Annotated in this window: 25 protein-coding genes; 17 read left to right on the top strand and 8 right to left on the bottom strand. The window is 61.0% G+C overall.

All coding sequences use genetic code 11. The features are described 5' to 3' along the window. The first annotated feature begins 58 nt into the window (after positions 1 to 58). The 5 genes from AB4O12_RS21225 (at position 59) to AB4O12_RS21205 (ending at position 3,874) form a co-directional block, all read left to right on the top strand. A complete protein-coding gene (locus AB4O12_RS21225; protein WP_024014837.1) occupies positions 59 to 967 on the top strand; it encodes a LysR substrate-binding domain-containing protein in 909 nt (302 codons plus the stop codon). A 335-nt stretch (positions 968 to 1,302) separates the two neighbouring features. Continuing rightward, positions 1,303 to 1,794 carry a 5-(carboxyamino)imidazole ribonucleotide mutase gene (gene purE / locus AB4O12_RS21220; protein ID WP_007920220.1) on the top strand — a complete coding sequence of 164 codons (492 nt, stop codon included), beginning with the start codon at positions 1,303 to 1,305 and terminating at the stop codon, positions 1,792 to 1,794. 10 nt (positions 1,795 to 1,804) lie between these two features. Next, a complete protein-coding gene (locus AB4O12_RS21215) occupies positions 1,805 to 2,887 on the top strand; it encodes a 5-(carboxyamino)imidazole ribonucleotide synthase (protein WP_041476593.1) in 1,083 nt (360 codons plus the stop codon). A gap of 111 nt (positions 2,888 to 2,998) precedes the next feature. Further along, a complete protein-coding gene (locus tag AB4O12_RS21210) occupies positions 2,999 to 3,244 on the top strand; it encodes a GlsB/YeaQ/YmgE family stress response membrane protein (protein WP_016772475.1) in 246 nt (81 codons plus the stop codon). 93 nt (positions 3,245 to 3,337) lie between these two features. After that, on the top strand, positions 3,338 to 3,874 hold the full coding sequence (locus AB4O12_RS21205; RefSeq protein ID WP_056790934.1) for a DUF3299 domain-containing protein: 537 nt from the start codon (positions 3,338 to 3,340) through the stop codon (positions 3,872 to 3,874). 213 nt (positions 3,875 to 4,087) lie between these two features. On the opposite strand, the gene AB4O12_RS21200 is transcribed toward AB4O12_RS21205, so the two are convergent. Both AB4O12_RS21200 and AB4O12_RS21195 read right to left on the bottom strand, forming a co-directional pair. Then, a complete protein-coding gene (locus tag AB4O12_RS21200; RefSeq protein WP_150637181.1) occupies positions 4,088 to 4,987 on the bottom strand; it encodes a D-hexose-6-phosphate mutarotase in 900 nt (299 codons plus the stop codon). Positions 4,988 to 5,044: 57 nt separating this feature from the next. Continuing rightward, positions 5,045 to 5,449 (bottom strand): acyl-CoA thioesterase, encoded by a 405-nt coding sequence (locus AB4O12_RS21195; protein ID WP_460059684.1) that lies wholly within the window; start codon positions 5,447 to 5,449, stop codon positions 5,045 to 5,047. A 377-nt stretch (positions 5,450 to 5,826) separates the two neighbouring features. On the opposite strand from AB4O12_RS21195, the gene AB4O12_RS21190 reads away from it, so the two are divergent. The 8 genes from AB4O12_RS21190 to AB4O12_RS21155 all read left to right on the top strand — a co-directional run bounded on the left by AB4O12_RS21190 (position 5,827) and on the right by AB4O12_RS21155 (position 16,711). Further along, positions 5,827 to 7,125: an MFS transporter gene (locus tag AB4O12_RS21190; protein ID WP_016772479.1), complete on the top strand. Its 1,299-nt coding sequence runs from the start codon at positions 5,827 to 5,829 to the stop codon at positions 7,123 to 7,125. Positions 7,126 to 7,359: 234 nt separating this feature from the next. Further along, on the top strand, positions 7,360 to 8,358 hold the full coding sequence (locus tag AB4O12_RS21185; protein WP_016772480.1) for a phosphate ABC transporter substrate-binding protein PstS: 999 nt from the start codon (positions 7,360 to 7,362) through the stop codon (positions 8,356 to 8,358). Positions 8,359 to 8,608: 250 nt separating this feature from the next. After that, positions 8,609 to 10,894, top strand: coding sequence for an ABC transporter permease subunit (locus tag AB4O12_RS21180; protein WP_460059683.1), 2,286 nt, complete (start codon positions 8,609 to 8,611; stop codon positions 10,892 to 10,894). Between the two features lie 16 nt (positions 10,895 to 10,910). Then, positions 10,911 to 12,581 carry a phosphate ABC transporter permease PstA gene (pstA, locus tag AB4O12_RS21175; RefSeq protein ID WP_460059682.1) on the top strand — a complete coding sequence of 557 codons (1,671 nt, stop codon included), beginning with the start codon at positions 10,911 to 10,913 and terminating at the stop codon, positions 12,579 to 12,581. Between the two features lie 93 nt (positions 12,582 to 12,674). Further along, positions 12,675 to 13,508 (top strand): phosphate ABC transporter ATP-binding protein PstB, encoded by an 834-nt coding sequence (gene pstB, locus AB4O12_RS21170; protein WP_041476597.1) that lies wholly within the window; start codon positions 12,675 to 12,677, stop codon positions 13,506 to 13,508. 119 nt (positions 13,509 to 13,627) lie between these two features. Next, positions 13,628 to 14,389: a phosphate signaling complex protein PhoU gene (gene phoU / locus AB4O12_RS21165; RefSeq protein WP_016772483.1), complete on the top strand. Its 762-nt coding sequence runs from the start codon at positions 13,628 to 13,630 to the stop codon at positions 14,387 to 14,389. 176 nt (positions 14,390 to 14,565) lie between these two features. Then, on the top strand, positions 14,566 to 15,498 hold the full coding sequence (locus AB4O12_RS21160; RefSeq protein ID WP_460059681.1) for a response regulator: 933 nt from the start codon (positions 14,566 to 14,568) through the stop codon (positions 15,496 to 15,498). Positions 15,499 to 15,814: 316 nt separating this feature from the next. Continuing rightward, positions 15,815 to 16,711, top strand: coding sequence for a peptidoglycan DD-metalloendopeptidase family protein (locus AB4O12_RS21155; protein ID WP_150742875.1), 897 nt, complete (start codon positions 15,815 to 15,817; stop codon positions 16,709 to 16,711). A 172-nt stretch (positions 16,712 to 16,883) separates the two neighbouring features. Here AB4O12_RS21155 and AB4O12_RS21150 read toward each other — a convergent pair whose 3' ends face one another. The 3 genes from AB4O12_RS21150 to phoB all read right to left on the bottom strand — a co-directional run bounded on the left by AB4O12_RS21150 (position 16,884) and on the right by phoB (position 20,461). Next, positions 16,884 to 18,224, bottom strand: a complete 1,341-nt coding sequence (locus AB4O12_RS21150; protein WP_016772486.1) for a hemolysin family protein — start codon at positions 18,222 to 18,224, stop codon at positions 16,884 to 16,886. A gap of 123 nt (positions 18,225 to 18,347) precedes the next feature. Continuing rightward, complete coding sequence (gene phoR, locus AB4O12_RS21145; protein WP_221264854.1) at positions 18,348 to 19,634, bottom strand: phosphate regulon sensor histidine kinase PhoR; 1,287 nt, start codon at positions 19,632 to 19,634, stop codon at positions 18,348 to 18,350. A gap of 137 nt (positions 19,635 to 19,771) precedes the next feature. Continuing rightward, positions 19,772 to 20,461, bottom strand: coding sequence for a phosphate regulon transcriptional regulator PhoB (phoB, locus tag AB4O12_RS21140; protein WP_007896474.1), 690 nt, complete (start codon positions 20,459 to 20,461; stop codon positions 19,772 to 19,774). 151 nt (positions 20,462 to 20,612) lie between these two features. Here phoB and AB4O12_RS21135 point away from each other — a divergent pair, with 151 nt between their 5' ends. Beyond that, a complete protein-coding gene (locus AB4O12_RS21135) occupies positions 20,613 to 20,996 on the top strand; it encodes a COG4315 family predicted lipoprotein (protein ID WP_460059680.1) in 384 nt (127 codons plus the stop codon). A gap of 83 nt (positions 20,997 to 21,079) precedes the next feature. On the opposite strand, the gene ubiA is transcribed toward AB4O12_RS21135, so the two are convergent. Continuing rightward, positions 21,080 to 21,970: a 4-hydroxybenzoate octaprenyltransferase gene (gene ubiA / locus AB4O12_RS21130; protein WP_460059679.1), complete on the bottom strand. Its 891-nt coding sequence runs from the start codon at positions 21,968 to 21,970 to the stop codon at positions 21,080 to 21,082. Then, positions 21,970 to 22,530 (bottom strand): chorismate--pyruvate lyase family protein, encoded by a 561-nt coding sequence (locus tag AB4O12_RS21125; RefSeq protein WP_252879118.1) that lies wholly within the window; start codon positions 22,528 to 22,530, stop codon positions 21,970 to 21,972. The genes ubiA and AB4O12_RS21125 overlap by 1 nt, the downstream gene beginning before the upstream one ends. 201 nt (positions 22,531 to 22,731) lie before the next feature. Between AB4O12_RS21125 and AB4O12_RS21120 the strand changes: the two genes are divergently transcribed. The 3 genes from AB4O12_RS21120 to AB4O12_RS21110 all read left to right on the top strand — a co-directional run bounded on the left by AB4O12_RS21120 (position 22,732) and on the right by AB4O12_RS21110 (position 24,533). Further along, complete coding sequence (locus AB4O12_RS21120) at positions 22,732 to 22,899, top strand: rubredoxin (RefSeq protein WP_041476603.1); 168 nt, start codon at positions 22,732 to 22,734, stop codon at positions 22,897 to 22,899. A gap of 19 nt (positions 22,900 to 22,918) precedes the next feature. Continuing rightward, positions 22,919 to 24,067 (top strand): NAD(P)/FAD-dependent oxidoreductase, encoded by a 1,149-nt coding sequence (locus AB4O12_RS21115; protein WP_460059678.1) that lies wholly within the window; start codon positions 22,919 to 22,921, stop codon positions 24,065 to 24,067. A 190-nt stretch (positions 24,068 to 24,257) separates the two neighbouring features. After that, positions 24,258 to 24,533, top strand: a complete 276-nt coding sequence (locus tag AB4O12_RS21110) for an HU family DNA-binding protein (protein WP_003213368.1) — start codon at positions 24,258 to 24,260, stop codon at positions 24,531 to 24,533. A gap of 113 nt (positions 24,534 to 24,646) precedes the next feature. On the opposite strand, the gene AB4O12_RS21105 is transcribed toward AB4O12_RS21110, so the two are convergent. Next, on the bottom strand, positions 24,647 to 25,015 hold the full coding sequence (locus AB4O12_RS21105) for a DUF2388 domain-containing protein (RefSeq protein WP_052392119.1): 369 nt from the start codon (positions 25,013 to 25,015) through the stop codon (positions 24,647 to 24,649). Between the last annotated feature and the right edge of the window lie 83 nt (positions 25,016 to 25,098).

The raw sequence follows: 25,098 nt of genomic DNA, 5'->3' as shown, positions 1-25,098 counted from the left end.
TGACGCCGCCTGTGCGGCAGACGTGTGACCTATTTTGGTGCGTGTCCGGGAGGACGTGATGAATCTGGAAAGCAAATGGCTTGAGGACTTCAGTGCCCTGGCCGCCACCCGCAGCTTCTCGCAGGCGGCCGAACGGCGCTTCGTGACCCAGCCGGCGTTCAGTCGGCGGATCCGCAGCCTCGAAGCGGCGCTGGGGCTGACCCTGGTCAATCGCTCGCGCACGCCGGTCGAACTGACGGCGGCGGGGCAGTTGTTTCTGGTGACTGCGCGCACCGTGGTCGAACAACTCGGTGAAGTGCTGCGCCATCTGCATCATCTGGAAGGCGGGCAGGGCGAGGTCATGCAAGTCGCAGCGGCGCACTCGCTGGCGCTAGGCTTTTTCCCGCGCTGGATCGCCCAGTTGCGCAACGAAGGGCTGAACATCGCCACACGGCTGGTGGCGACCAACGTTGGCGACGCCGTGCACGCTTTGCGTGAAGGTGGCTGCGATCTGATGCTGGCGTTCTACGACCCGGATTCGGCGATGCAGATGGACCCGGAGATTTTCCCGTCGCTGCACTTGGGCCAGACCGAAATGCTGCCGGTGTGCGCGGCGGATCTGGATGGCAAACCGCTGTTCGATCTGGAAGGCGAGGCCAGCGTGCCGTTGCTGGCTTACAGCGCCGGGGCGTTTCTCGGCCGTTCGGTGAACGGCTTGCTGCGCCAGCGCCAGTTGCGCTTCACCACGATCTACGAAACCGCGATGGCCGACAGCCTGAAAAGCATGGCCCTGGAAGGCCTCGGCATTGCCTGGGTGCCGCAACTGAGCGTACGCGCCGAACTGGCTCGCGGTGAACTGGTGGTGTGCGGCGGCCCGCAATGGCATGTGCCGCTGGAGATCCGCCTGTACCGCTGCGCCCTGGTGCGCAAGGCCAACGTGCGGTTGCTGTGGCGAAAACTAGAAGGTGGCGCCGCACAAAGCGCTTGAAGCTGATGAAGATCGAATGTGGGAGCGAGCCTGCTCGCGAATGCGGAGTTTCAGGCGCTGAGGTATCGTCTGACGCAACGCTTTCGCGAGCAGGCTCGCTCCCACAGGGGGATTTTTGCGGTGTTCTTTCGCTGACCTCAAGGTCAATAAAACCGGGCGTTTCGCTCATTTGACAGATGGTCGTTTCGGGGGCTGTTTATTGCTTTCTTTGCGGTATACTGCGCGGCCTTCGGCCGGCACGTCCGGCCATTTTTCGTACAATCAAGCCACGCAACCTGCGTGGCTTGTTGTTTTATGACGCGCCTGCGGGCGCTCCAGAGAGAAGAGGCGCGACGATGAGTGCACTGGTTGGCGTGATCATGGGCTCCAAGTCCGATTGGTCCACCCTTAGCCACACCGCCGATATGCTGGAAAAGCTCGGCATCCCGTACGAGGTCAAGGTGGTTTCCGCCCACCGCACCCCGGATCTGCTGTTCCAGTACGCCGAAGAGGCTGAAAGCCGCGGCATCGAGGTGATCATCGCCGGTGCCGGTGGCGCAGCCCACTTGCCGGGCATGTGTGCGGCCAAGACCCACCTGCCGGTGCTGGGCGTGCCGGTGCAGTCGGCCATGCTCTCGGGCGTCGATTCGCTGCTGTCGATCGTGCAGATGCCAGCTGGCATTCCGGTTGCCACCCTGGCCATCGGCAAGGCTGGCGCAATCAACGCCGCCCTGCTCTCGGCGAGCATCCTCGGCGCCAAGCACCCGCAATTTCACGCGGTACTGAAAACCTTCCGTGCCGAGCAGACAGACAGCGTCCTGGACAATCCAGACCCACGTATTGCCTGAGGTTGTTGAGATGAAGATCGGTGTAATCGGTGGCGGCCAGTTGGGTCGCATGTTGGCCCTGGCGGGCACTCCGCTGGGCATGAACTTCGCTTTTCTCGACCCTGCGCCGGACGCCTGTGCGGCCGCGCTGGGCGAACACCTGCGGGCCGATTACGGCGATCAGGATCATCTGCGCCAACTGGCCGATGAAGTCGATCTGGTGACCTTCGAATTCGAAAGCGTCCCGGCCGAAACCGTGGCGTTTCTTTCGCAATTCGTGCCGGTCTACCCGAGCGCCGAAGCCCTGCGCATTGCTCGTGACCGCTGGTTCGAAAAGAGCATGTTCAAAGACCTCGGCATTCCGACCCCGGCCTTCGCCGACATCCAGTCGCAAGCCGACCTGGATGCCGCCGTCGCTTCCATCGGTCTGCCGGCCGTGCTGAAAACCCGCACCCTGGGTTATGACGGCAAGGGTCAGAAAGTCCTGCGCAAACCGGAAGACGTGGCCGGTACGTTCGCCGAACTGGGCAGCGTTGCCTGCCTGCTGGAAGGCTTCGTGCCATTCACCGGCGAAGTGTCGCTGATCGCGGTGCGTGCCCGCGATGGTGAAACGAAGTTCTATCCGCTGGTGCACAACACCCACGACAGCGGCATTCTCAAGCTGTCGGTTGCCAGCACCGATCACCCGTTGCAGGCGCTGGCGGAAGATTATTCCAGTCGCGTGCTCAAGCACCTCGACTACGTCGGCGTGATGGCTTTCGAGTTCTTCGAAGTCGACGGTGGCCTCAAAGCCAATGAAATCGCCCCGCGCGTGCACAACTCCGGGCACTGGACCACCGAAGGCGCCGAGTGCAGCCAGTTCGAAAACCACCTGCGCGCCGTGGCCGGCCTGCCGCTGGGTTCGACCGCCAAGGTCGGCGAGAGCGCGATGCTCAACTTCATCGGCGTAGTGCCGCCGGTGGAGAAAGTCATCGCCATCGAAGACTGCCATCTGCATCACTACGGCAAAGCTTTCAAGGCCGGACGCAAGGTCGGCCACGCCAACCTGCGCTGCGCCGACATGGCCACCCTGCAAGCGCAGATCATCAAGGTCGAAGCGCTGATCGCCGAGTAAAACAGTTTCATGTGGCCGCGGCGGAACCATTCAGGGGCCGCCGTTCTCTCATGGCAGGATGCGAAACACTGGCTAGTCTTTCGCATATCTTCCAAATCAGAGGGAAATGCCATGGGAATTATCGGAACCATCTTTATCGGCTTGATCGTCGGCCTGCTGGCTCGGTTCCTGAAACCGGGCGATGACAGCATGGGCTGGATCATGACCATCCTGCTCGGTATCGGCGGTTCGCTGGCGGCCACCTACGGCGGCCAGGCTCTGGGCATCTATCAGGCGGGCGAGGGCGCGGGTTTCCTCGGCGCACTGGTCGGCGCTGTCGTGTTGCTGGTGATCTACGGTCTGATCAAAAAGAACTGATCGAAAGCGACAAAGCCCTCTCGGCCAGCGCGGCCGGGAGGGCTAGAATGCGCGGCGACTCACCGTCCATTCCTTTGCCTGCCGAGCACCTTCATGCGCCGTCTTCTGTTGACTCTCCTCTTGCTGGGCAGCTATCTCGCCCACGCCGGCGAACTGCCGGAAACCGACTGGCTGGAACTGATGCCCAAGTCGGATCAAAAGGCCCTTGAGGCCATGCCGGAAATCGACCACAACTCCCCCGAAGCCACCGGCACCTTCACCGAGAAGGGCGGGATGAAGCAGGCCAAGGGTCTGCCAGCGGTGATGTATTCGACGAAAACCGTGGCGTCAATGAACGACAAGCACATCCGCATCGGTGGTTACCCGGTGCCGCTTGAGTCGGATGCCAAGGGCCGCAGCACGCTGTTCTTCCTTGTGCCGTATCCGGGCGCCTGCATCCACGTGCCGCCACCACCGCCGAATCAACTGGTGCTGGTGCGGTATCCAAAAGGGTTGAAGCTGGAGGACATCTACACACCGCTGTGGGTGACCGGCACGCTTAAAATCGAAAAGGTCAGTAATGACCTGGCGGATGCGGCGTATGCGCTGGAGGCGGAGAAGGTGCGGGTGGTGCAGGAGGCTGACCTCTAAAGCGCGCCGCACATAAATTTGGGAGCGAGCCTTTGTGGTGAGGGAATTTATCTGTGGTGAAGGGATTTATCTGTGGCGAGGGGATTTATCCCCGCTGGACTGCGCAGCAGGCCCCAGCTTTTGATTTAAAAAAAAGCGGGGGCAGCTTCGCGACCCAGCGGGGATAAATCCCCTCGCCACGGGGCTCTTTGCCCTTTTGTATTGCGCTAGAGCTTAGAACGGCGTAGCGGCTACGCTGACACCCATGGTATGGCTCGCACCCGGCGCCAGGGTCACCAGATCATCCATCACATTCGCCGTTTCGATGCACAGCATGCGCTGCCAGCCATCGTTGTCCATGTCCGGCAGTGCGGCGGCGCGGTCGATCCACGGGTTCCAGATCACCGCAGTGCGCGAGCCGGTAGAGGTCAGCACGATGCGTCGTTCCCAGGTCGCATCAACGATGCTCAATTGCGGCGGAACGTCGAGGTAGATGCGGTCGGTCTCGCCGGCGAAATGCAGATCGCCGCTTTGGCTGGCCGTGTTCCAGTCGTCCAGGGTCTCGATGTAGTTGAGCCCGGCCACGCCGTCGACATGCACATTACGCACGTCACTCACGGCGAAATAGGTGTGCAGCGCCTGACTCAGCGTGACGCTGTCAGTCCCCCGGTTATGGCTGGTCAGACTGTAATGCAGTTGATCCGCCAGATGCAGGGTCAGGGTCAGATCGACTTCGTGGGGCCAGCCCGGCAGGCCACCTTCCGGGTAGGGCAGCTTGAATTCGACCTTGATGCCGTCAGCCTCTGATTCGATGTTGCCCAACTCCCAGTCCATCGCCCGCACCAGACCGTGCGCGGGGGCCGGCTGCTCGCCGGTGTACATGGCCTGCACGCTGCTCGGGTTGCGTTCGAATTTGCCAAACCACGGCCAGCACACCGGCACGCCGGCGCGGATGCTTTTGCCGGTCTTGAACTCGGCCTTGTCGTTGAGCCAGATGATCGGCGGCTGGCCGTCGATCTGATAACTGAGGATGTGCGCGCCTTGCTGGGCCACCAGCACTTCGGCCTTGCCGTGGCGGATGCGCCAGCAGTTCAGTTCATCCTGTTTCACGGCTTCAACGTTGGGCGTGTTCATGGGCAACTCTCGATCAGACACTGGGGACGACTATCGACCGCAAAACGGTCGCGAGGTTTAACGCGCGCGTGGCGGCACCGAACGGGTGCGACCGCTGCCGTCGATGGCGACGAAAACGAAAACCGCTTCGGTGACCTTGCGCCATTCGCTGGAGAGTGGGTCATCGCTCCACACTTCGACCATCATCTGGATCGAGCTGCGTCCGATTTCCGGGGTCTGGGTATAAAAGGACAACTGCGCGCCGACCGCGACCGGGACGAGGAACGCCATGCGGTCGATGGCGACAGTGGCAACGCGGCCACCGGCCACCCGGCTGGCCATGGCGGTGCCGGCCAGATCCATCTGCGCGACCAGCCAGCCGCCGAAAATATCGCCAAAGCCGTTGGTTTCGCGGGGAAGTGCGGTGATTTGCAGGGCCAGGTCGCCCTGTGGGATCGGATCTTCTTGTTCGAGCTCTATCATGCCGAGGGGCCTCTGACCCATGACTCTTCGTGGGTATTGCGAGTGGTAGCCGTCTTCAAGAAAAACGATTCAACACCGAACACACTGCGTTCGTCACGTTTTCCATCAGGCGCCTAAAGGGAAACTCTGCGAAAAAGGCTAAATCCCGAGCAAAGGACGGGCCAACAACGTTTTCGCACAGCAACCTCTTACAAATCCTGCGCAGGTGGCGAGTATATCGGTCGATAGACCCCGCGACGACCACCCGGTTCTGATTTCGACCGTCAATTACGCGCCTCTATGTGCTTTTTCGAACAATTTGCTATGGTGCCGAACCTGTCCAAGCCACCGCCAGCGTTGTTGTGGCGACAGATTCGACTATAAGAGAAGCCCTTGCCATGACCACAGCGCCTTCGAGCCTCGCGCAGCCCGAGCAACCCGCACGACCGTTGACCCGCAATGACTACAAGACTCTGTCGCTGTCCGCCCTTGGCGGGGCGCTGGAGTTCTACGATTTCATCATCTTCGTCTTCTTCGCCACCGTCGTCGGCAAGCTGTTCTTCCCGGCCGACATGCCCGAGTGGCTGCGCTTGATGCAGACCTTCGGCATCTTCGCCGCCGGCTATCTGGCGCGTCCTTTGGGCGGCATCGTCATGGCGCACTTCGGTGACCTGCTGGGGCGCAAGAAGATGTTCACCCTGAGCATTTTCATGATGGCCGTGCCGACGCTGATCATGGGGCTGCTGCCGACCTACGCGCAGATCGGCATCTGGGCACCGATCCTGTTGCTGCTGATGCGGGTGATCCAGGGCGCCGCTATTGGCGGTGAGGTGCCGGGAGCGTGGGTCTTCGTTTCCGAACACGTACCGCAAAAGCACATCGGTTATGCCTGCGGCACGCTCACCAGTGGCCTAACTGCCGGCATCCTCCTCGGCTCGCTGGTCGCCACGGCAATCAACAGCATTTATACGCCAGCCGAAGTGTCGGATTACGCCTGGCGGATCCCGTTCCTGCTCGGCGGCGTGTTCGGCCTGTTCTCGGTGTACCTGCGCCGCTGGCTGCACGAGACACCGGTGTTCGCCGAACTGCAATTGCGCAAGGCACTGGCCGAAGAAGTGCCGTTGCGCGCGGTGCTGCGTGATCATCGCGGCGCCATCGCCATTTCGATGTTGCTGACCTGGCTGCTCTCGGCTGGCGTCGTCGTAGTGATCCTGATGACCCCGACCGTGCTGCAAACGGTCTACCACTTCTCGCCGACCACGGCGCTGCAGGCCAACAGCCTGGCCATCGTCTTCCTCAGCCTCGGCTGCATTGGCGCTGGCGCGCTGGCCGATCGCTTCGGCGCCGGTCGCGTCTTTGTCTTTGGCTGCCTCGGTCTGCTGATCAGCTCCTGGACCTTCTACCACAGCCTCGCCGACCACCCGGACTGGTTGTTCCCGCTGTACGCATTGACCGGTTTGCTGGTCGGCACCATCGGCGCGGTGCCGTACGTGATGGTCAAGGCGTTCCCGCCGGTGGTTCGCTTCAGTGGCCTGTCGTTCTCGTACAACGTCGCGTACGCGATCTTCGGTGGCTTGACGCCGATGGTGGTGAGCCTGCTGCTGAAGGAAAGCGCAATGGGGCCGGCTTACTATGTGGCAGTGCTGTGCGGGATGGGGATTCTGGTAGGCGCCTGGCTCTGGAAGAAGGGGCGCTAAAGCCCAGGATCTACTCCACCAATACCGGCCACTTCGCGAGCAGGCTCGCTCCCACAGTTGGAATGCATTTCAATTGTGGGAGCGAGCCTGCTCGCGAATGGGGACGCCACAAATCATCCAGCAAAACCCGATGCTGGCCTTTCATCCAATTGTCATATTTCAGCCATAGAGTGTTCACATGGCCTGCTGATACTTGGCCCCGACTTAACACACCCTATCTGCTAGGAGTAAGGCATGAAACTGAAGCGTTTGATGGCGGCAATGACTTTTGTCGCTGCTGGCGTTGCGACTGCCAACGCGTTCGCCGCTGTTGACCCTGCTATCCCGAGCTACACCAAGACCACTGGTGTGTCGGGCAACCTGTCCAGCGTCGGTTCCGATACCCTGGCCAACCTCATGACCCTGTGGGCCGAGAACTACAAAAAAGAATACCCGAACGTCAACATCCAGATTCAGGCTGCCGGTTCTTCCACCGCGCCACCTGCACTCACCGAAGGCACCGCCAACCTGGGCCCGATGAGCCGCAAGATGAAGGACAACGAGCTGCAGGCTTTCGAGCAGAAGTACGGCTACAAGCCGACGGCGATCCCGGTTGCCGTGGATGCTCTGGCCGTGTTCGTGCACAAGGACAACCCGATCAAGCACCTGACCATGGCTCAGGTCGATGCGATCTTCTCCTCGACGCGCCTGTGCGGTGCCAAAGCTGACGTCAAGACCTGGGGTGACCTGGGCGTGACCGGTGACCTGGCCAACAAGCCGGTCCAGCTGTTCGGCCGTAACTCGGTGTCCGGCACCTACGGCTACTTCAAGGAAGAAGCCCTGTGCAAAGGTGACTACAAGCCAAACGTCAACGAACAACCAGGTTCGGCGTCGGTGGTGCAGTCGATCAGCAGCTCGCTTAACGGCGTCGGCTACTCGGGCATCGGCTACAAGACCGCCAGCGTGAAAACCGTAGCCCTGGCCAAGAAAGAAGGCGGCGAGTTCATCGAAGACACCGAAGAAAACGCCCTGAACGGCAAGTATCCGCTGTCGCGCTTCCTCTACGTTTACGTCAACAAAGCCCCGAACAAGCCTCTGGCCCCGCTGGAAGCCGAGTTCGTGAAGCTGGTGCTGTCGAAGCAGGGCCAGGAAGTGGTAGTGAAAGACGGCTACATCCCGCTGCCAGCCAAGGTTGCTGCCAAAGCACTGGCTGACCTCGGTCTGCAAGAAGGCGGCGCTGTCGCCAAGAAGTAACACCGCAGATCCGGGGCAACCCCCGGACCTGCTGGAACCGTGTAGGAGCTGACGAGTGAAACGAGGCTGCGATCTTTGATCTGGCCTCTGATCGCAAGATCAAAAGATCGCAGCCTCGGTTCCCTCGACAGCTCCTGCACAGGTTTCACAACCTCGAATTCTCGACTCCGCTGCCGGACTTCCGGCTGGCGGATTTGCTGCGTCACTGCACTGTCATCTTTCTGTCATACAGGATCGCTAGGGTGTGCGCATGAATGATCTGGCCAATTCCCCAATGACTACGTCTTCCCCTCCCAAGCGCATTGATTTCAATACGCCTGAGCTGCAACGCAAGCGCCGCATCCGCGCGCTCAAGGATCGCTTCACCCGTTGGTACGTCCTCGTTGGCGGCCTGGCGGTGCTCGCGGCCATCACCCTGATCTTCTTCTTCCTCGCCTACGTCGTTGCGCCACTGTTTCAAGGCGCCGACCTGACCGCGAAAGACTCGATCACCCCGGCCTGGATGCAGGACGCGGGCAAGCCGCTGATGATCTCGCTCGAAGAGCAGAATCAGGTGGCCATGCGTGTATCCGACAAGGGCCAGGCGCTGTTCTTCGATCTCGACAGTGGCGCTGAATTGAGGCGTGTCGATCTGCCGCTGCCTGCGGGCGCCACTGTGACGTCTATTGGCGAAGACCAGCCGGGTCATCCGCTGGTGGCCGTGGGTCTGTCCAACGGTCAGGCGCTGGTGTTCCGTCATACCTATAAAGTCAGCTATCCCGATGGCAAGAAAACCATCAGCCCGGCCATCGAATATCCCTATGGCGAAGCACCGGTCGCGCTGAACGAAAGCGGCGGCGCGCTGGAGCATGTCAGCCTCAATGCCACCGATTCGACCCTGATGCTGGTCGGCTCCACTGGCTCGCAACTCAATGTGCTGTCGCTGACCAGCGAAGAAAACATGATGACCGGCGAAGTCACCAACGAGCAGACGCGCATCGATCTGCCGCAGATGACCGAGCCGGTGAAAAACATCTTCGTCGACCCGCGCCAGCAGTGGCTGTACGTGGTCAACGGTCGTGCTCAGGCCGACGTGTTCAGCCTGCGCGACAAGAGCCTCAACGGGCGCTACAAACTGCTGGAAAATGCCGACGCCCAAGTCACCGCCACCGCGCAGCTGGTCGGCGGTATCTCGCTGATCGTCGGCGATTCCAAGGGCGGTCTGGCCCAGTGGTTCATGGCTCGCGATACCGATGGCGAGCAGCGTCTGAAGCAGATCCGCACCTTCCAGATGGGCACCACGCCGATCGTTGAAATCGCTGCCGAAGAGCGCCGCAAAGGCTTCCTCGCCCTCGATGCCAGCGGCAAGCTCGGCGTGTTCCACAGCACCGCACACCGCACGTTGCTGGTCGATCAGGTGGTTGAAGGCCAAGGCCTGTTCGGTCTGTCGCCGCGCGCCAACCGAGTGATCGTCGAAGCCGGCGGCAAGCTGCAGCCGTTGCTGCTCGACAACCCGCACCCGGAAGTATCGTGGAGCGCGCTGTGGAGCAAGGTCTGGTACGAGAACTACGACGAGCCTAAATACGTCTGGCAATCGACGGCGGCCAACACCGATTTCGAACCGAAACTGAGCCTGTCGCCGCTGACCTTCGGCACCCTGAAAGCCGCGTTCTACGCCATGCTGCTGGCCGCGCCACTGGCCGTCGCCGCTGCGATCTACACCGCGTACTTCATGGCCCCGGGCATGCGCCGCAAGGTCAAACCGGTGATCGAACTGATGGAAGCGATGCCGACGGTGATCCTCGGTTTCTTCGCCGGCCTGTTCCTCGCGCCGTACGTAGAAGGCCATCTGCCGGGCATCTTCAGCCTGCTGATGTTGCTGCCGATCGGCATTCTGGTCGCCGGTTTCACCTTCAGCCGCCTGCCTGAATCGATCCGCCTGAAAGTCCCGGACGGTTGGGAAAGTGCGCTGCTGATTCCGGTGATCCTGTTTGTGGGCTGGCTCTCGCTGTACATGAGCCCGTTCATGGAGAACTGGTTCTTCGGCGGCGACATGCGCATGTGGATCTCCCATGATCTGGGCATCACCTACGACCAGCGCAACGCTCTGGTGGTCGGTCTGGCCATGGGTTTCGCGGTGATCCCGAACATCTACTCGATCGCCGAAGACGCCGTGTTCAGTGTGCCGCGCGGCCTGACCCTGGGTTCGCTGGCCTTGGGTGCGACGCCATGGCAGACCATGACCCGCGTGGTGATCCTGACCGCCAGCCCGGGCATCTTCTCGGCGCTGATGATCGGCATGGGCCGTGCGGTCGGCGAAACCATGATCGTGCTGATGGCCACCGGCAACACCCCGGTCATGGAGATGAACCTGTTCGAAGGCCTGCGCACCCTGGCCGCCAACGTCGCGGTGGAAATGCCCGAGTCGGAAGTCGGCGGCAGCCACTACCGCGTGCTGTTCCTCTCGGCGCTGGTGCTGCTGTTGTTCACCTTCGTCATGAACACCCTGGCAGAACTGATTCGTCAGCGTCTGCGCAAGAAATACTCGTCGCTTTAAGCAAAGGTAGAAGTCTGTGAAACAGAACTCCCTGAAAGGATGGTTCAAGAGCGGCGCCCCGGGCGTCTGGATCAGCGGTGGCGCGGTGTCCATCGCGGTCATCATGACCATTGGCCTGTTGGCGGTGATTGCCGTGCGCGGTCTCGGTCACTTCTGGCCGGCGGACCTGATCCACGCCCATTACGACGTACCGGGCCAGGCCAATCACCTGGTGATCGGCGAAGTGGTGCAGAAAGAAGAAGTGCCGCGCGCACGTCTGAAGAGCGCCGGTCTGCCGGTGCCGGACGAAGGCCCGGAATTCATGACCCGCGAGCTGATCAAGGTCGGCAACCGTGACCTGAACGGCAACGACTTCACGTGGATCGTCGGCGAGTGGTTGACCAAGCAGACCACGCCGCCCGAGCTGATGGCGATCGAGCGTCGCGAGTGGGGCAACTTCTACGGCTACCTGGTCAACGTCAAGCAGGATGGCAAGGTCATCGCCGAAGGCGAGGCCGCTTGGCCTGAACTGCAAGCGCGCATCGATCGGGTGAACGATCTTGCGGCTCAACTGAAGACGCTGGAAAAAACCGACATCGGCGCAATCAATGCCGGCCTCGAGCGAATCCGTCTGCACGGGCGCAAACTGGAGCTGGAGGGCAAACTCGACGCCACCGCACAAGCGGACATGGAGTCCGAGCGCGCCGAGCTGGACGCGCGCTACAAAGACATCGAAGCACGTCTGTCTGATTTGCATGAACAGTTCAACCGCGACGCCTTGACCGCCCGTGACGCCAACGGCAAGGAAATCGAAATCGGTCTGGGCAAAGTCGTGCATGCCTACCAGCCAAACGGCATGAGCACCTTGACCAAGGTTGGTTTCTACTTCAGCAAGATCTGGGAATTCCTCTCCGACGACCCGCGTGAAGCGAACACCGAAGGCGGGATCTTCCCGGCGATCTTCGGCACTGTGATGATGACCCTGATCATGGCGATGATCGTTACACCGTTCGGCGTGCTGGCAGCGGTGTACCTGCGCGAATATGCCAAGCAGAACACCCTGACTCGCGTCATTCGTATCGCGGTGAACAACCTCGCCGGCGTACCGGCGATCGTTTACGGCGTGTTCGGTCTGGGCTTCTTCGTCTACGTGCTGGGTGGTTCGGTCGACCGCTTGTTCTTCCCTGAAGCACTGCCGGCGCCGACCTTTGGTACGCCGGGCCTGCTCTGGGCCTCGCTGACCCTGGCGCTGCTGGCAGTGCCGGTGGTGATTGTGGCGACCGAAGAAGGTCTGGCGCGGATTCCTCGTACCGTGCGTGAAGGCTCGTTGGCCCTCGGCGCGACCAAAGCGGAAACGCTGTGGAAAATCGTTATCCCGATGGCCAGCCCGGCCATGATGACCGGGATGATCCTCGCCGTGGCCCGTGCCGCCGGTGAAGTGGCGCCGCTGATGCTGGTGGGTGTGGTGAAACTGGCGCCGTCGCTGCCGGTGGACGGCAACTACCCGTACCTGCACCTGGACCAGAAGATCATGCACCTGGGCTTCCACATCTATGACGTCGGCTTCCAGAGCCCCAACGTCGAAGCAGCCCGCCCGCTGGTGTACGCCACCGCGCTGCTGCTGGTGCTGGTGATCGCGACGCTGAACCTGTCGGCGGTGTATATCCGCAACCACCTGCGCGAAAAATACAAAGCACTGGATAGCTAAAGCCATTAGCCACAAGCGGCAAGCTACAAGCCGCTTTTGCTCAAACTTGCAGCTTGCAGCCAGAAGCTTGCAGCTACGAACGGAGTGAGACCCATGCAGCACGAAACACACAGCCACGGCATCAACATGTCTGCCTTGGGCCGCGACAAGCAGAGCCTCAACCTGGCGCAGGAAACCGTCGCCATCGAAGTGCCGGGCCTGAGCCTGTACTACGGCGACAAACAGGCACTGTTCGACGTCAGCATGAACATCCCGAAGCAGCGTGTGACCGCGTTCATCGGCCCGTCCGGCTGCGGTAAGTCGACGCTGCTGCGTACCTTCAACCGGATGAACGATCTGGTCGACGGCTGCCGTGTCGAGGGCGCGATCAACCTGTACGGCAACAACATCTATCGCAAGGGCGAAGACGTTGCCGAACTGCGTCGTCGCGTCGGCATGGTGTTCCAGAAGCCCAACCCGTTCCCGAAGACCATTTACGAAAACGTGGTCTATGGCCTGCGCATCCAGGGCATCAACAAGAAGCGCATCCTCGACGAAGCCGTTGAATGGGCGTTGAAAGGCGCGGCATTGTGGGACGAGGTCAAAGACCGTCTGCACGACTCGGCCCTCGGCCTGTCCGGTGGTCAGCAACAGCGTCTGGTGATCGCGCGCACCATCGCGGTCGAGCCGGAAGTGCTGCTGCTCGACGAACCGTGCTCGGCTCTCGACCCGATCTCGACGCTGAAAGTCGAAGAGCTGATCTACGAGCTGAAGTCCAAGTTCACCATCGTCATCGTGACCCACAACATGCAACAGGCGGCACGGGTGTCCGACTACACCGCGTTCATGTACATGGGCAAACTGGTGGAATTCGGCGACACCGATACTCTGTTCACCAATCCGGCGAAGAAGCAGACCGAAGACTACATCACCGGTCGCTATGGCTGATTGCAGCAGCGGCAAGCCGCAAGCTTCAAGCGGCAAGAAAGAATTGGTGCGATATCAGGACTTATACATAACTGCTTGAAGCTTGCAGCTTGAAGCTTGCAACTTTCGCGGAGCGAACAATGATTTCCAAAGAAGGCCTTACCCATCACATTTCCGCGCAGTTCAACGCTGAACTGGAGGAAGTGCGCAGCCACCTCCTTGCCATGGGCGGGCTGGTCGAGAAGCAGGTCAACGACGCGGTCACGGCGCTGATCGAGGCCGACTCCGGCCTGGCTCAGCAGGTGCGTGAGATCGACGACCAGATCAACCAGATGGAACGCAACATCGACGAAGAATGCCTGCGCATTCTCGCCCGCCGTCAGCCGGCAGCCTCCGACCTGCGTTTGATCATCAGCATTTCCAAGTCGGTGATCGACCTCGAGCGTATCGGCGACGAAGCCACCAAGATCGCCCGTCGTGCCATCCAGTTGTGCGAAGAAGGTGAAGCGCCGCGCGGTTACGTCGAGGTCCGCCACATTGGCGACCAGGTACGCAACATGGTTCGTGATGCGCTGGACGCCTTCGCCCGTTTCGACGCCGATCTGGCCTTGTCGGTGGCGCAGTACGACAAGATCATCGACCGCGAATACAAAACCGCCCTGCGTGAGCTGGCCACTTACATGATGGAAGACCCGCGCTCTATCTCGCGGGTGCTGAGCATCATCTGGGTCCTGCGTTCGCTGGAGCGCATCGGCGATCATGCGCGCAACATCTCCGAACTGGTGATCTACCTTGTGCGCGGCACCGATGTGCGTCACATGGGCCTCAAGCGCATGAAAGAAGAAGTTGAAGGCACAAGCGCTGAAACCGCTAATGTTCCGGGCGAAGCTGACGATAAGTAAGATTGCCTGAGAAAAGCGCCCGGCCCTCTGGCCGGGCGTTTTTGTTTCTGCTTTTCAGAAGCGGATTCGAATTAAAAGCAGCACCCGCGAACGAAAAGTCCCGGCGTGACTGAAGAGTTTTGGCAATGTGCCATCAGCCAGCGTTATGCTTGCCGGGATTTTAATAGGGGTGTTGGATGAGCAAGATCAGTGTGTTGGTCGTGGACGATGCTTCGTTCATTCGTGACCTGGTGAAAAAGTGCCTGCGTAATTACTTCCCGGGGATCCGCACCGAGGACGCCATCAACGGCAAAAAGGCCCAGGCGATGCTGGCCAAAGAGGCTTTCGACCTGGTGCTGTGCGACTGGGAAATGCCGGAAATGTCCGGCCTCGAACTGCTGACCTGGTGCCGCGAGCAGGACAACCTCAAGACCATGCCGTTCGTCATGGTCACCAGCCGTGGTGACAAGGAAAACGTCGTGCAGGCGATTCAGGCCGGCGTATCCGGTTACGTCAGCAAGCCGTTCACCAACGAGCAGCTGCTGACCAAGGTCAAGCAGGCACTGAACAAGGTCGGCAAGCTCGACACCTTGATGAACAGCGCGCCGACCAAGATGAATTCGGCATTCGGCAACGATTCCCTGAGCGCACTGACCGGCGGCAAGCCTGCCGTGGTCGGCGGCGCTGCGGCCGAGCCTGCCGCTGCTGCACCCGCTCCAGCCGCTGCGCCGTCGCGCGGTTTGCTCAACAGCCCGCCAGTTCAGGCGCCCGGTGCATCCAAGGCGCCGGTGGGCGGTCGTGGTCAGGGCCAGTTGCGCCTGCCGAGCGGTACTCAGCAATGCGTGATCAAGGCCTTGAGCATCAAGGAAGCCCTGCTGGTAGTGAAGCGCACCGAGACCCTGCCGCAGATCCTCGACAGCGCCGTGCTCGATCTGGAGCAGGGCGACAACGCCGAGATCGCGCGCCTCAATGGTTACCTGCACGCCATCGTCGCCCACGAGCAGAAAGCCGACAGCGACTGGCTGCAACTGACCTTCCGCTTTGTCGACCAGGATGCGCAGAAGCTCGACTACATCTCGCGCCTGATCGCCCGGGGCACGGCGCAGAAGCACTTCGTACCCGGCGCGTAAGCTTCGTCGCCCGATAGGCCGCCTTCGCGAGCAGGCTCGCTCCCACCCTGGAACGCATTCCAAATGTGGGAGCGAGCCTGCTCGCGAAGGGGCCAGCCAAAACACCACTTGTCTCCCGTGCTCTGATCGTTCCCACGCGCAGCAAAGGAATGCCTCAACCGGACGCTCCGTGTCCTCTGTGCAGGGGACGCAGAGCGTCCCGGGCTGCATCCCCACGCAGAGCGTGGGGACGATCATTTGAAACATCTGTCGACTAGCCTGGTCTGTCTCAGCTGCTAGGCTGATTCCCAGGCCTTCCTTCGACAGACTTTTGCCCATGTTCGCGCGCCTGCTGTTTTTCTGCGGTCTCTGCCTGGCCTCCCAGCTGGCGATGGCCATGACCATCTACAAATCCACCGATGCCAACGGCGTGGTCTCGTACAGCGACCGCCCGAGCAAAGGCGCAAAGGTGTTCGTGTTTCAGGACCGTATGGTCGAGCGCCTCGACCGCCAGGTGTACCTGGACATCAAGAAGCAGAAAGGCGTCGACGTGGTGTTTGCGCGCAACGATTTGTACGCGCCGGTCGAGGTTGCCCTGGCCTTCATTGGCACGAGTAATGTGCGCGGCGTGCCCGCGCGGGCGATCCGTCGCGTGCTGCCGCCGCGCAGCAACACACGGCTGGCGCTGCTGACGGCGATCAGCCGTGACCAGCCGCTGGTGTATTCGCCGCAGTTCCAGTATTCGCTGGGCGACCCCGCAGGCACCGCACAGAGCTATCGCTATCCGCTGCCCTGGCGTGGCGGGCCGTTTCGCCTGAGTCAGGGCGCCAACGGCCAATACAGCCACTACGGGCCGAAGAACCGCTACGCCATGGACATCGCCATGCCGGTGGGCACGCCGATCATCGCCGCGCGAGCGGGAGTAGTGGTGAAAACCGAGAATTCCCAGAGCGGGCGCGGTACCGATGCCTCCGGTAATTTCGTCCGGGTGCTGCACGACGACGGCACCATGGGCGTGTACCTGCATCTCAAACAGGGTTCGGTGAGTGTGCGCGAAGGACAACGGGTCAAGGTCGGCAGCCCGCTGGCGCTGTCGGGCAACACCGGCAACAGCAGCGGCCCGCACCTGCACTTCGTGGTGCAGCGCAATACCGGAGAGGGGCTGGTGTCGATTCCCTATCAGTTCAACCAGCCACTGGGAGCCTTGCCCAACTTTGCGTTGGGCAAGCAGTAGGCGCGATAGGGTGTTGAGGGTTTTTGTGGCGAGGGGATTTATCCCCGTTGGGCCGCGAAGCGGCCCCAAATATTGCAACTCTGTACTAACTGACTGCATTCAATGGTTTTGGGACGGCTGCGCCGTCCAACGGGGATAAATCCCCTCGCCACAAGAGCCCCCAAAACTCCCATCAATCGAGCATCAACACCTTGGCCAGAACAATCTTCGGCCCTTTCATCTTCTTTATGATGATCCGCAGGCCTTCGACTTCCAGCACTTCTTCCTCTTCCGGCACCCGTTTCAGGGTTTCGTAAACCAGCCCGGCAAGGGTTTCCGCTTCGATGTGATCGAGATCGATGCCCAGCAGACGTTCGACCTTGAACAACGGCGTATCGCCACGCACCAGCAGCTTGCCTGGCTGATAGGCGAGAATGCCGCGCTCTGCCTTGCGGTGTTCGTCCTGAATGTCGCCGACCAGCACTTCCAGCACGTCTTCCATGGTCAGGTAGCCGATGATGTTGCCGTCAGCCTCTTCGACCACGGCGAAGTGCGAGCCACCCTTGCGGAACTGCTCCAGCAGTTGCGACAGCGGCATGTGCCGCGACACGCGCTCCAGCGGGCGGGTCAGCTCGGCGAGGTTGAACGACTCTGGAATGTGGTCCAGCGCGGCCAGTTCCAGCAGCAGATCCTTGATGTGCAGCAGGCCGACGAACTCCTGGCGCTCGCTGTCGTACACCGGATAACGGCTGAACTTGTGGCGACGGAACATCGCCAGGATTTCCTTCAGCGGCGCGTTGAACTCCAGGGTGATCAGGTCTTCGCGGGAGTTGGCCCAGTCGACCACTTCCAGCTCGCCCATTTCCACCGCCGAAGCCAACACGCGCATGCCCTGATCGCTCGGATCCTGGCCACGGCTGGAGTGCAGGATCAATTTCAGTTCTTCGCGGCTGTAATGGTGTTCATGGTGCGGGCCGGGTTCACCTTGCCCGGCGATACGCAAAATCGCGTTGGCGCTGGCGTTGAGCAGGTAGATCGCCGGGTACATCGCCCAGTAGAACAGGTACAGCGGCACCGCGGTCCACAGCGACAAAAGCTCGGGTTTGCGGATCGCCCATGACTTGGGCGCCAGCTCGCCGACCACGATGTGCAGGTACGAAATGATGAAGAACGCGGTGAAGAACGACACGCCTTTGATGATCTCGGGCGAGTCGACGCCGACTGCGCTCAGCAGCGGCTCGAGAATATGCGCGAACGCCGGTTCACCGACCCAGCCCAGACCGAGAGAGGCGAGGGTGATGCCGAGCTGACACGCCGACAGGTAGGCATCGAGCTGACTGTGCACGGTGCGCAGGATGTGTCCGCGCCAGCCATGTTGTTCAGCGATGGCCTCGACCCGGGTCGAGCGCAGTTTGACCATGGCGAATTCCGCCGCAACGAAAAAGCCGTTGAGCAAAACCAGGATCAGAGCAAAAAGAATCATGCCGAAGTCGGCAAAAATGGTCGCGAGGGACAAGCCAGGGGAAGGGTCCATGATGGAGTTTTGCGGGTTCCGTGTGATTCGAAATTAGGGAGAAACAGCGCCTGAAAGGCAGGCACAAGTCAGCCAATGTAGCGGCTGACCGTGCGATTGCCTAGTGGCGTGTGCCGGGCGGCGTCACTCGGTGGCGCTGATCGCCCGTGCGCTGGCCACCTGGGCCGGGGCGAAATGGCAGGTAAACGTGCTGCCGTGGCCGGGCACGCTGCTGATCTCCATTCGCGCGCGGTGGCGCAGCAGCACGTGCTTGACGATGGCCAGGCCGAGGCCGGTCCCCCCGGTGTTGGAGTTGCGGCTGGAATCGACGCGGTAGAAACGTTCGGTCAGGCGCGGCAGGTGTTTGCTGTCGATACCGATGCCGGAATCCTGCACGCTCAGGTGCGCGCCCTGATCGTCGCCCCACCAGCGAATGCGGATGTTGCCTTCGGCCGGAGTGTACTTGACCGCGTTGAACACCAGATTGGAGAACGCGCTGCGCAACTCCGCTTCGCTGCCCTTGAGCAGCACTCCGGCATTGGCCTCGAGGCTGATGCGCTGGTTCTTCGCCCCGGACAACTGCTGCGCATCGCTGGTGATCGATTGCAGCAGCGTGTCGATCTGCACTGGCTGGTTGTCCGACGGATAGTCGGTGGCTTCCAGCTTGGCCAGCAGCAACAGATCGTTGAGCAGCGTCTGCATGCGTCCGCCCTGTTGCTGCATCTGTTGCAGAGCTCGGCTCCAGCGCGGGTTCACTTCCTCGACATTGTCCAGCAGGGTTTCCAGATAGCCGCAGATCACCGTCAGCGGTGTGCGCAGCTCGTGGGAGACGTTGGCGATAAAGTCCTTGCGCATCTGTTCCAGCTGATGGATGCGCGTCACGTCGCGGACCAGCATCAGGTGTTCATTGTTGCCGTAGCGCGTCAGGTACAGCTGAATGCGCACGCGATCGTTGGTCGGCGAAGGGATTTCCAATGGCTCGGCGAAGCTGTCCTGCTCGAAGTATTCCTTGAAGCGCGGATGGCGCACCAGGTTCGTCACCGGTTGGCCGCTGTCCTGCGGAGTCTTCAGGCCGAGCAGGGTTTCGGCGGCGCGGTTCCACCATTCGAGGTTGCCGTCGCTGTCGAGCATGATGACCGCGTCTTTCAGCGCGGCGGTGGATTCCTGCACCCGGTCGATCACCGCTTGCAGACGCCCGCGCACCCGTTGGTCGCGGCGTTGCAGGTGATAGATGCTGTCGAACACCTCGCCCCACAGACCATAGCCATCGGGCGGCGCTTCGTCGGGTTGGTGCTGGCGCAGCCATTCGTGCAGACGCAGCAATTGCTTGAGCGTCCAGGCCAGATAAAGCCCCAGACCCGCCGCGAGGCTCCAGCCGTAATAGCCGGTGATCAGGCCGATCACCAGGCAGGCGGTGACCAGCAACAGCATGTGGCGAATCAGGGTGCCATGCCAGTTTTGATTCACAGAGGCGTCCTTAGCCGCAGCGTCAAGTTTCAAGCTACAAGCTGCAAGTCAGAGCGGCTCGCTGTTTCTTGCCGCTTGTAGCTGAAAGCTTGCAGCTGCTTTCATGCTTTTGTGGAGAACCGGTAGCCGGTGCCGCGCACGGTTTGTACCAGATTTTCGTAAGCGTCGCCGAGGGCCTTGCGCAGGCGCCGGATGTGCACGTCGACGGTGCGCTCTTCGACGTAGACGTTGCCACCCCAGACCTGGTCAAGCAACTGGCCACGGGTGTAGGCGCGTTCCTGATGGGTCATGAAAAATTGCAGCAGGCGGTATTCGGTCGGGCCCATCTCGGCGGGTTTGCCGTCGATGGTCACGCGGTGGCTGATCGGGTCGAGCAGCAGGCCGCCGACTTCGATCGGCGCTTCGCCATCGGTCGGTCCGGCGCGGCGCAGCACAGCCTTGAGGCGGGCGACCAGTTCACGCGGGGAAAACGGTTTGGTGATGTAATCGTCGGCGCCGACTTCCAGGCCCTGGATCTTGTTGTCCTCTTCGCCCTTGGCGGTGAGCATGATGATCGGGATGTCCCCGGTCAGCTCGTCACGCTTGAGGCGCCGGGCCAGTTCGATGCCCGAGGTGCCGGGCAGCATCCAATCGAGCAGGATCAGGTCCGGTTTGCGGTCGACAATAATGGCGTGAGCCTGCTGCGAGTTCTCTGCCTCGAGGCAGTCATAGCCGGCCATTTCCAACGCCACGGCGATCATCTCGCGAATGGGCGCTTCGTCGTCGACGATCAGAATGCTCCTGCCAACCATGCCTTAATCCTCTTGTCATTTAACTGTCTTGCGCCGCATTAGATAACGGAATTATTGCAGTCGTGTGACAGTATTTCAGGCCGGCAACATTTGCACCCATCCTCGACTAAGCTCTAAGTCCGAATCCTGACAACCACAAAAGAAGGTTTCCATGACTCAAATGACTGTTTCGTTCAAAGCCCTGCTGCTGGCCGCCGCCCTGACAATACCGGGGCTGGCCATGGCGGCCGATCCGGCGATGGAGAAGGACGGCATGTACACCGACCACAAGGGCATGACCCTGTACACCTTCGCCAAGGACTCCGCTGGCAAGTCCGCGTGTAACGACAAGTGCGCGGCAAACTGGCCGCCGTTGATGGCGCAGGCGGGTGACAAATCCATGGGCGACTGGACGGTGATCAAGCGTGACGACGGCACGATGCAGTGGGCCTACCAGGGCATGCCGTTGTACACCTTCGTGATGGACAAGAAGGCCGGCGACATGACCGGCGACGGCAAAATGGACGGCGCCTGGAAAGTCGCCAAGGCCAAATAACGCAAAAGATCGCAGCCTTCGGCAGCTCCTACACTGGAATGAGTAGGACCTGTAGGAGCTGCCGCAGGCTGCGATCTTTTCAGTCAGCGCAGTGCGTAATCCAGCACGATCCCGACAAATATCGCCAACCCTGCCCAGTGGTTGTGCAAGAAGGCCTGGAAGCAACGCATACGGTCCTTGCTGCGCGTGTACCAGAACTCCCACGCATAACATCCCGCAGCTACCAGCAAGCCGAGGTGGAACCAGATCCCCAGTTCGAACTTCGATCCGGCCAGGATCAGGCAGGCCAGCGACAATGCCTGCAAGCTGAGGATGATCGCCCGATCTGCCTCGCCAAACAGAATCGCCGTGGATTTCACGCCGATCTTCAGATCGTCATCACGATCGGTCATCGCGTAATAAGTGTCGTAGCCCACCGTCCACAGCAGGTTGGCAATCCACAGCAGCCACGCCGCCGCTGGCAACTCGCCGGTCTCGGCGGTAAAGGCCATCGGCATGCCCCAGGAGAACGCCGCGCCCAGCACCACTTGCGGGTAGTAGGTGTAGCGCTTCATGAACGGGTAAGTGAACGCCAGCGCCAGACCGCCGAGCGACAGCCAGATCGTCGGCGCATTGGTGCACAGCACCAGCAGAAAACTGATGCCCATCAGCACGGCAAAGAACACCAGCGCTTCCTTCGAGCTGATCCGGCCAGCGGCGAGCGGCCGTTGCGCGGTGCGTTTGACGTGGCCGTCGACCTTGCGGTCGGCCCAGTCGTTGATCACGCAACCACCGGCACGGGTCAGCACCACGCCGAGGACGAAGATGACGATGTTGGCCAGCGACGGCGAACCCTTGCCGGCAATCCACAACGCCCACAGCGTCGGCCACAGCAGCAGGTAAATGCCGATCGGCTTGTCCATGCGCGTCAACTGAACGAAATCCCAGGCGCGCGGGTTCAGACGGTTGAGGGACTTGAGCAGGCTCTGATACATCAGCAATTCTCCGGATGGGCGCGGGCGGCGTCCCACAGGCTCGGCAGGAAGATTTCCGCGACCAGCACGCTCAGCGCACCACGGTCGAAACGCGAACGCCGGCCCCACAGGTCAGGGGCTTGCACCGCTGGCGGCAACCATTGTTCGGGGTAGCGGCAGACTTCGATCGCGCGGCGCTGGAACGCCTGATCACAAAACAGCAGTTCACCCAGCGAGCGGCTGCCCAGTTCATCCATGTGCAAACCATCGCCTTGCAGAGCCGCCCGCGAGGCGACGCTGCGGGCAAACACCCAGGCTTCGCCATGACCACGCAAATACACCTCACGCACCCAGCCTTCGCTGCCCTCGGCCAGATCCAGCGCCGCGCATTCATCAGCGCGCAGGGTGTCCCAGCCTTCGAACAGCGGCGACACGCTGAAGCCATCCTCGGACAAACGGGTCAAACGGCGGGTCAGCGAACCTTCGTCGAACAACCAGTCCAGGGTCAACGGATCGGGGCGGGGCGTCAGGCGGTCTTGGGTCAGCCAGAGCGGGGCGGGGCAGGCATTTGAATGTTGCACAATGAGTCATTATTGGCCGCAAATGAGGCGGCGAGCTTACCATGGCAGGCGACAGGATTGAGCGGCGCCGGCCGCCGTTGCGCCGAACAGGCTTGCATCTGCGCGGCACCCTCAGTACAAAACGCCCTGAGCAGGATGGCAGCGCAACACCCATCGACCGTCCGCGCCGGCACTACGCCTGAACCCTGAGGAAGTACCTGAATGAAGAAGTGGCAATGTATCGTCTGTGGCCTGATCTATAACGAAGCCGAGGGCTGGCCGGATGACGGCATCGCGGCGGGCACCCGCTGGGAAGACGTACCGGCAGACTGGCTGTGTCCCGACTGCGGCGTCGGCAAAATGGACTTCGAAATGATTGAAATCAACTAAGCAAATAGAGGAGTAAGGCATGAGCGCACCAGTCGTCATCATCGGCACCGGGCTTGCGGGCTACAACCTGGCCCGCGAGTTTCGCAAGCTCGACAGCGAAACCCCGCTGCTGCTGATCACCGCCGATGACGGCCGCTCTTACTCCAAGCCGATGCTCTCCACCGGCTTCGGCAAGAACAAGGACGCCGACGGCCTGAGCATGGCCGAGCCCGGCGCCATGGCCGAGCAGTTGAAGGCCGAAGTGCGCACCCACACGCGCATCAGCGGTATCGACGCCGGCCACAAACGCTTGTGGATCGGCGAAGAAGCCGTGCCCTATCGCGACTTGATTCTGGCCTGGGGCGCGGAAACCGTGCGTGTGCCGATCGAAGGCGACGGCGGGGAACTGGTGTTCCCGATCAACGATCTGGAAGACTACGCGCGCTTCCGTGCCGCAGCGGCGGGCAAGCGTCGGGTCTTGGTACTCGGCGCCGGGCTGATCGGCTGTGAATTCGCCAATGACCTGATCCTCGGCGGCTACGAAGTGCAACTGGTCGCGCCGTGCGAACAGGTCATGCCAATGCTCTTGCATCCTGCCGCGGCGGCGGCCGTGCAGGCCGGGCTGGAAAGTATCGGGGCGAAGTTTCACCTCGGCCCGGTGCTGACCCGGCTGGAGAAAGTCGCCGATGGCCTGGAAGCGCACCTGTCCGACGGTCAGATCATCCCGTGCGATGTGGTGGTCTCGGCGATCGGTCTGCGCCCGCGCATCGATCTGGCAGCGGCTGCCGGCGTGCAGGTCAATCGCGGCGTGATGGTCGATCGTTACCTGAAGACCTCCCACGCCAACATCTACGCCTTGGGTGACTGCGCCGAAGTCGACGGGCTCAATCTGCTTTACGTGATGCCGCTGATGAGCTGCGCGCGCGCTTTGGCGCAAACCCTCGCTGGAAACCCGACTGCGGTCAGCTACGGGCCGATGCCGATCACCGTGAAAACCCCGGTGTGCCCGCTGGTGGTTTCGCCGCCGCCACGGGGCAGCGAAGGCATTTGGAGCGTCGAAGGGCAGGGCGCCGACATCAAAGCGCTATGCCACAGTGCCGACGGTCAGTTGCTCGGTTACGCCCTGACCGGCGGGGCAGTCATGGAAAAACTGGCCCTGAACAAACAGCTGCCGCCGCTGCTGGCGTAAATGCCGGTCGTTCTGTCGCAAACACCGCTCTTTTGCCCCGACAAAGGTCTTGGGGAGACTGGCGCCGCCGTTGGCGGCGTGCCATTCTCACTCCCGTCTGCCGCAGAGTAGAGCCTGCGGCGCCTTGGGCGCTGTTCCAACGAGAACAGCACGGACATAACAACAAAAAACCGTCAAAGGGGCTTCACTAATGCGTAAACCAGAACTCGCCGCTGCAATCGCCGAAAAGGCAGACCTGACCAAAGAACAGGCCAATCGCGTCCTCAACGCCGTCCTCGAAGAAATCACCGGCGCCCTGCACCGCAAGGACAGCGTGACGCTGGTCGGCTTCGGCACCTTCCTGCAACGCCACCGCGGCGCCCGCACCGGCAAAAACCCGCAGACCGGCGAACCGGTCAAGATCAAGGCCAGCAACACCGTGGCATTCAAGCCAGGCAAATCGTTGAAAGACAGCGTCAATCCTTGATGGCGGCGTGCTTCCCTGAATGACGGGGAGAACCGCAAATGAGAAATGGGCACACCGATTGCGGTCGGGTGCCCATTTTTTGTACATCTACCATCCGTCCGGATACTTAATGATTATCCATAGGTAGCCAAAACCATATGGGCAAAATCTCTCTTGCTTAATTTTTGCTCGGTATTTTGATGGAGATATGCACGCCATGCGGATTCAAGCATGGCCCCGTCGAATTCTCCGTCCGTAGCGATATATGTAGTGGCGTCGTCCTTTACAGCTTGCACATAGTGCTTCGAAAGGCTTTTGATTTCTTCCGACGTCGTATAAAACGGCACGGTTGTTGTGAAGAGCAACATAGCCCCCGTTGATGATAAAGGGCCTTTAAACAGGCAAATTTTTGCAATGCACATTTCAGCCGAAACAGAGGTGCTGATAAAAAGCAAAATTAAGGCTGGAATCGTGATCCGTTTTTTGAAAAAGCTAGTGCCCATGTCTAATTGAACTCCTTGTCCTTAATTGCGCCGCCAAGCGCACTGCATGTCTTTTTGAGTCGAGAAAGGATTACGTCAGAGCG

The sequence above is a fragment of the Pseudomonas sp. S2_A05 genome, assembly GCF_054668485.1.
This window is presented reverse-complemented; position numbering and strand designations above follow the sequence as displayed.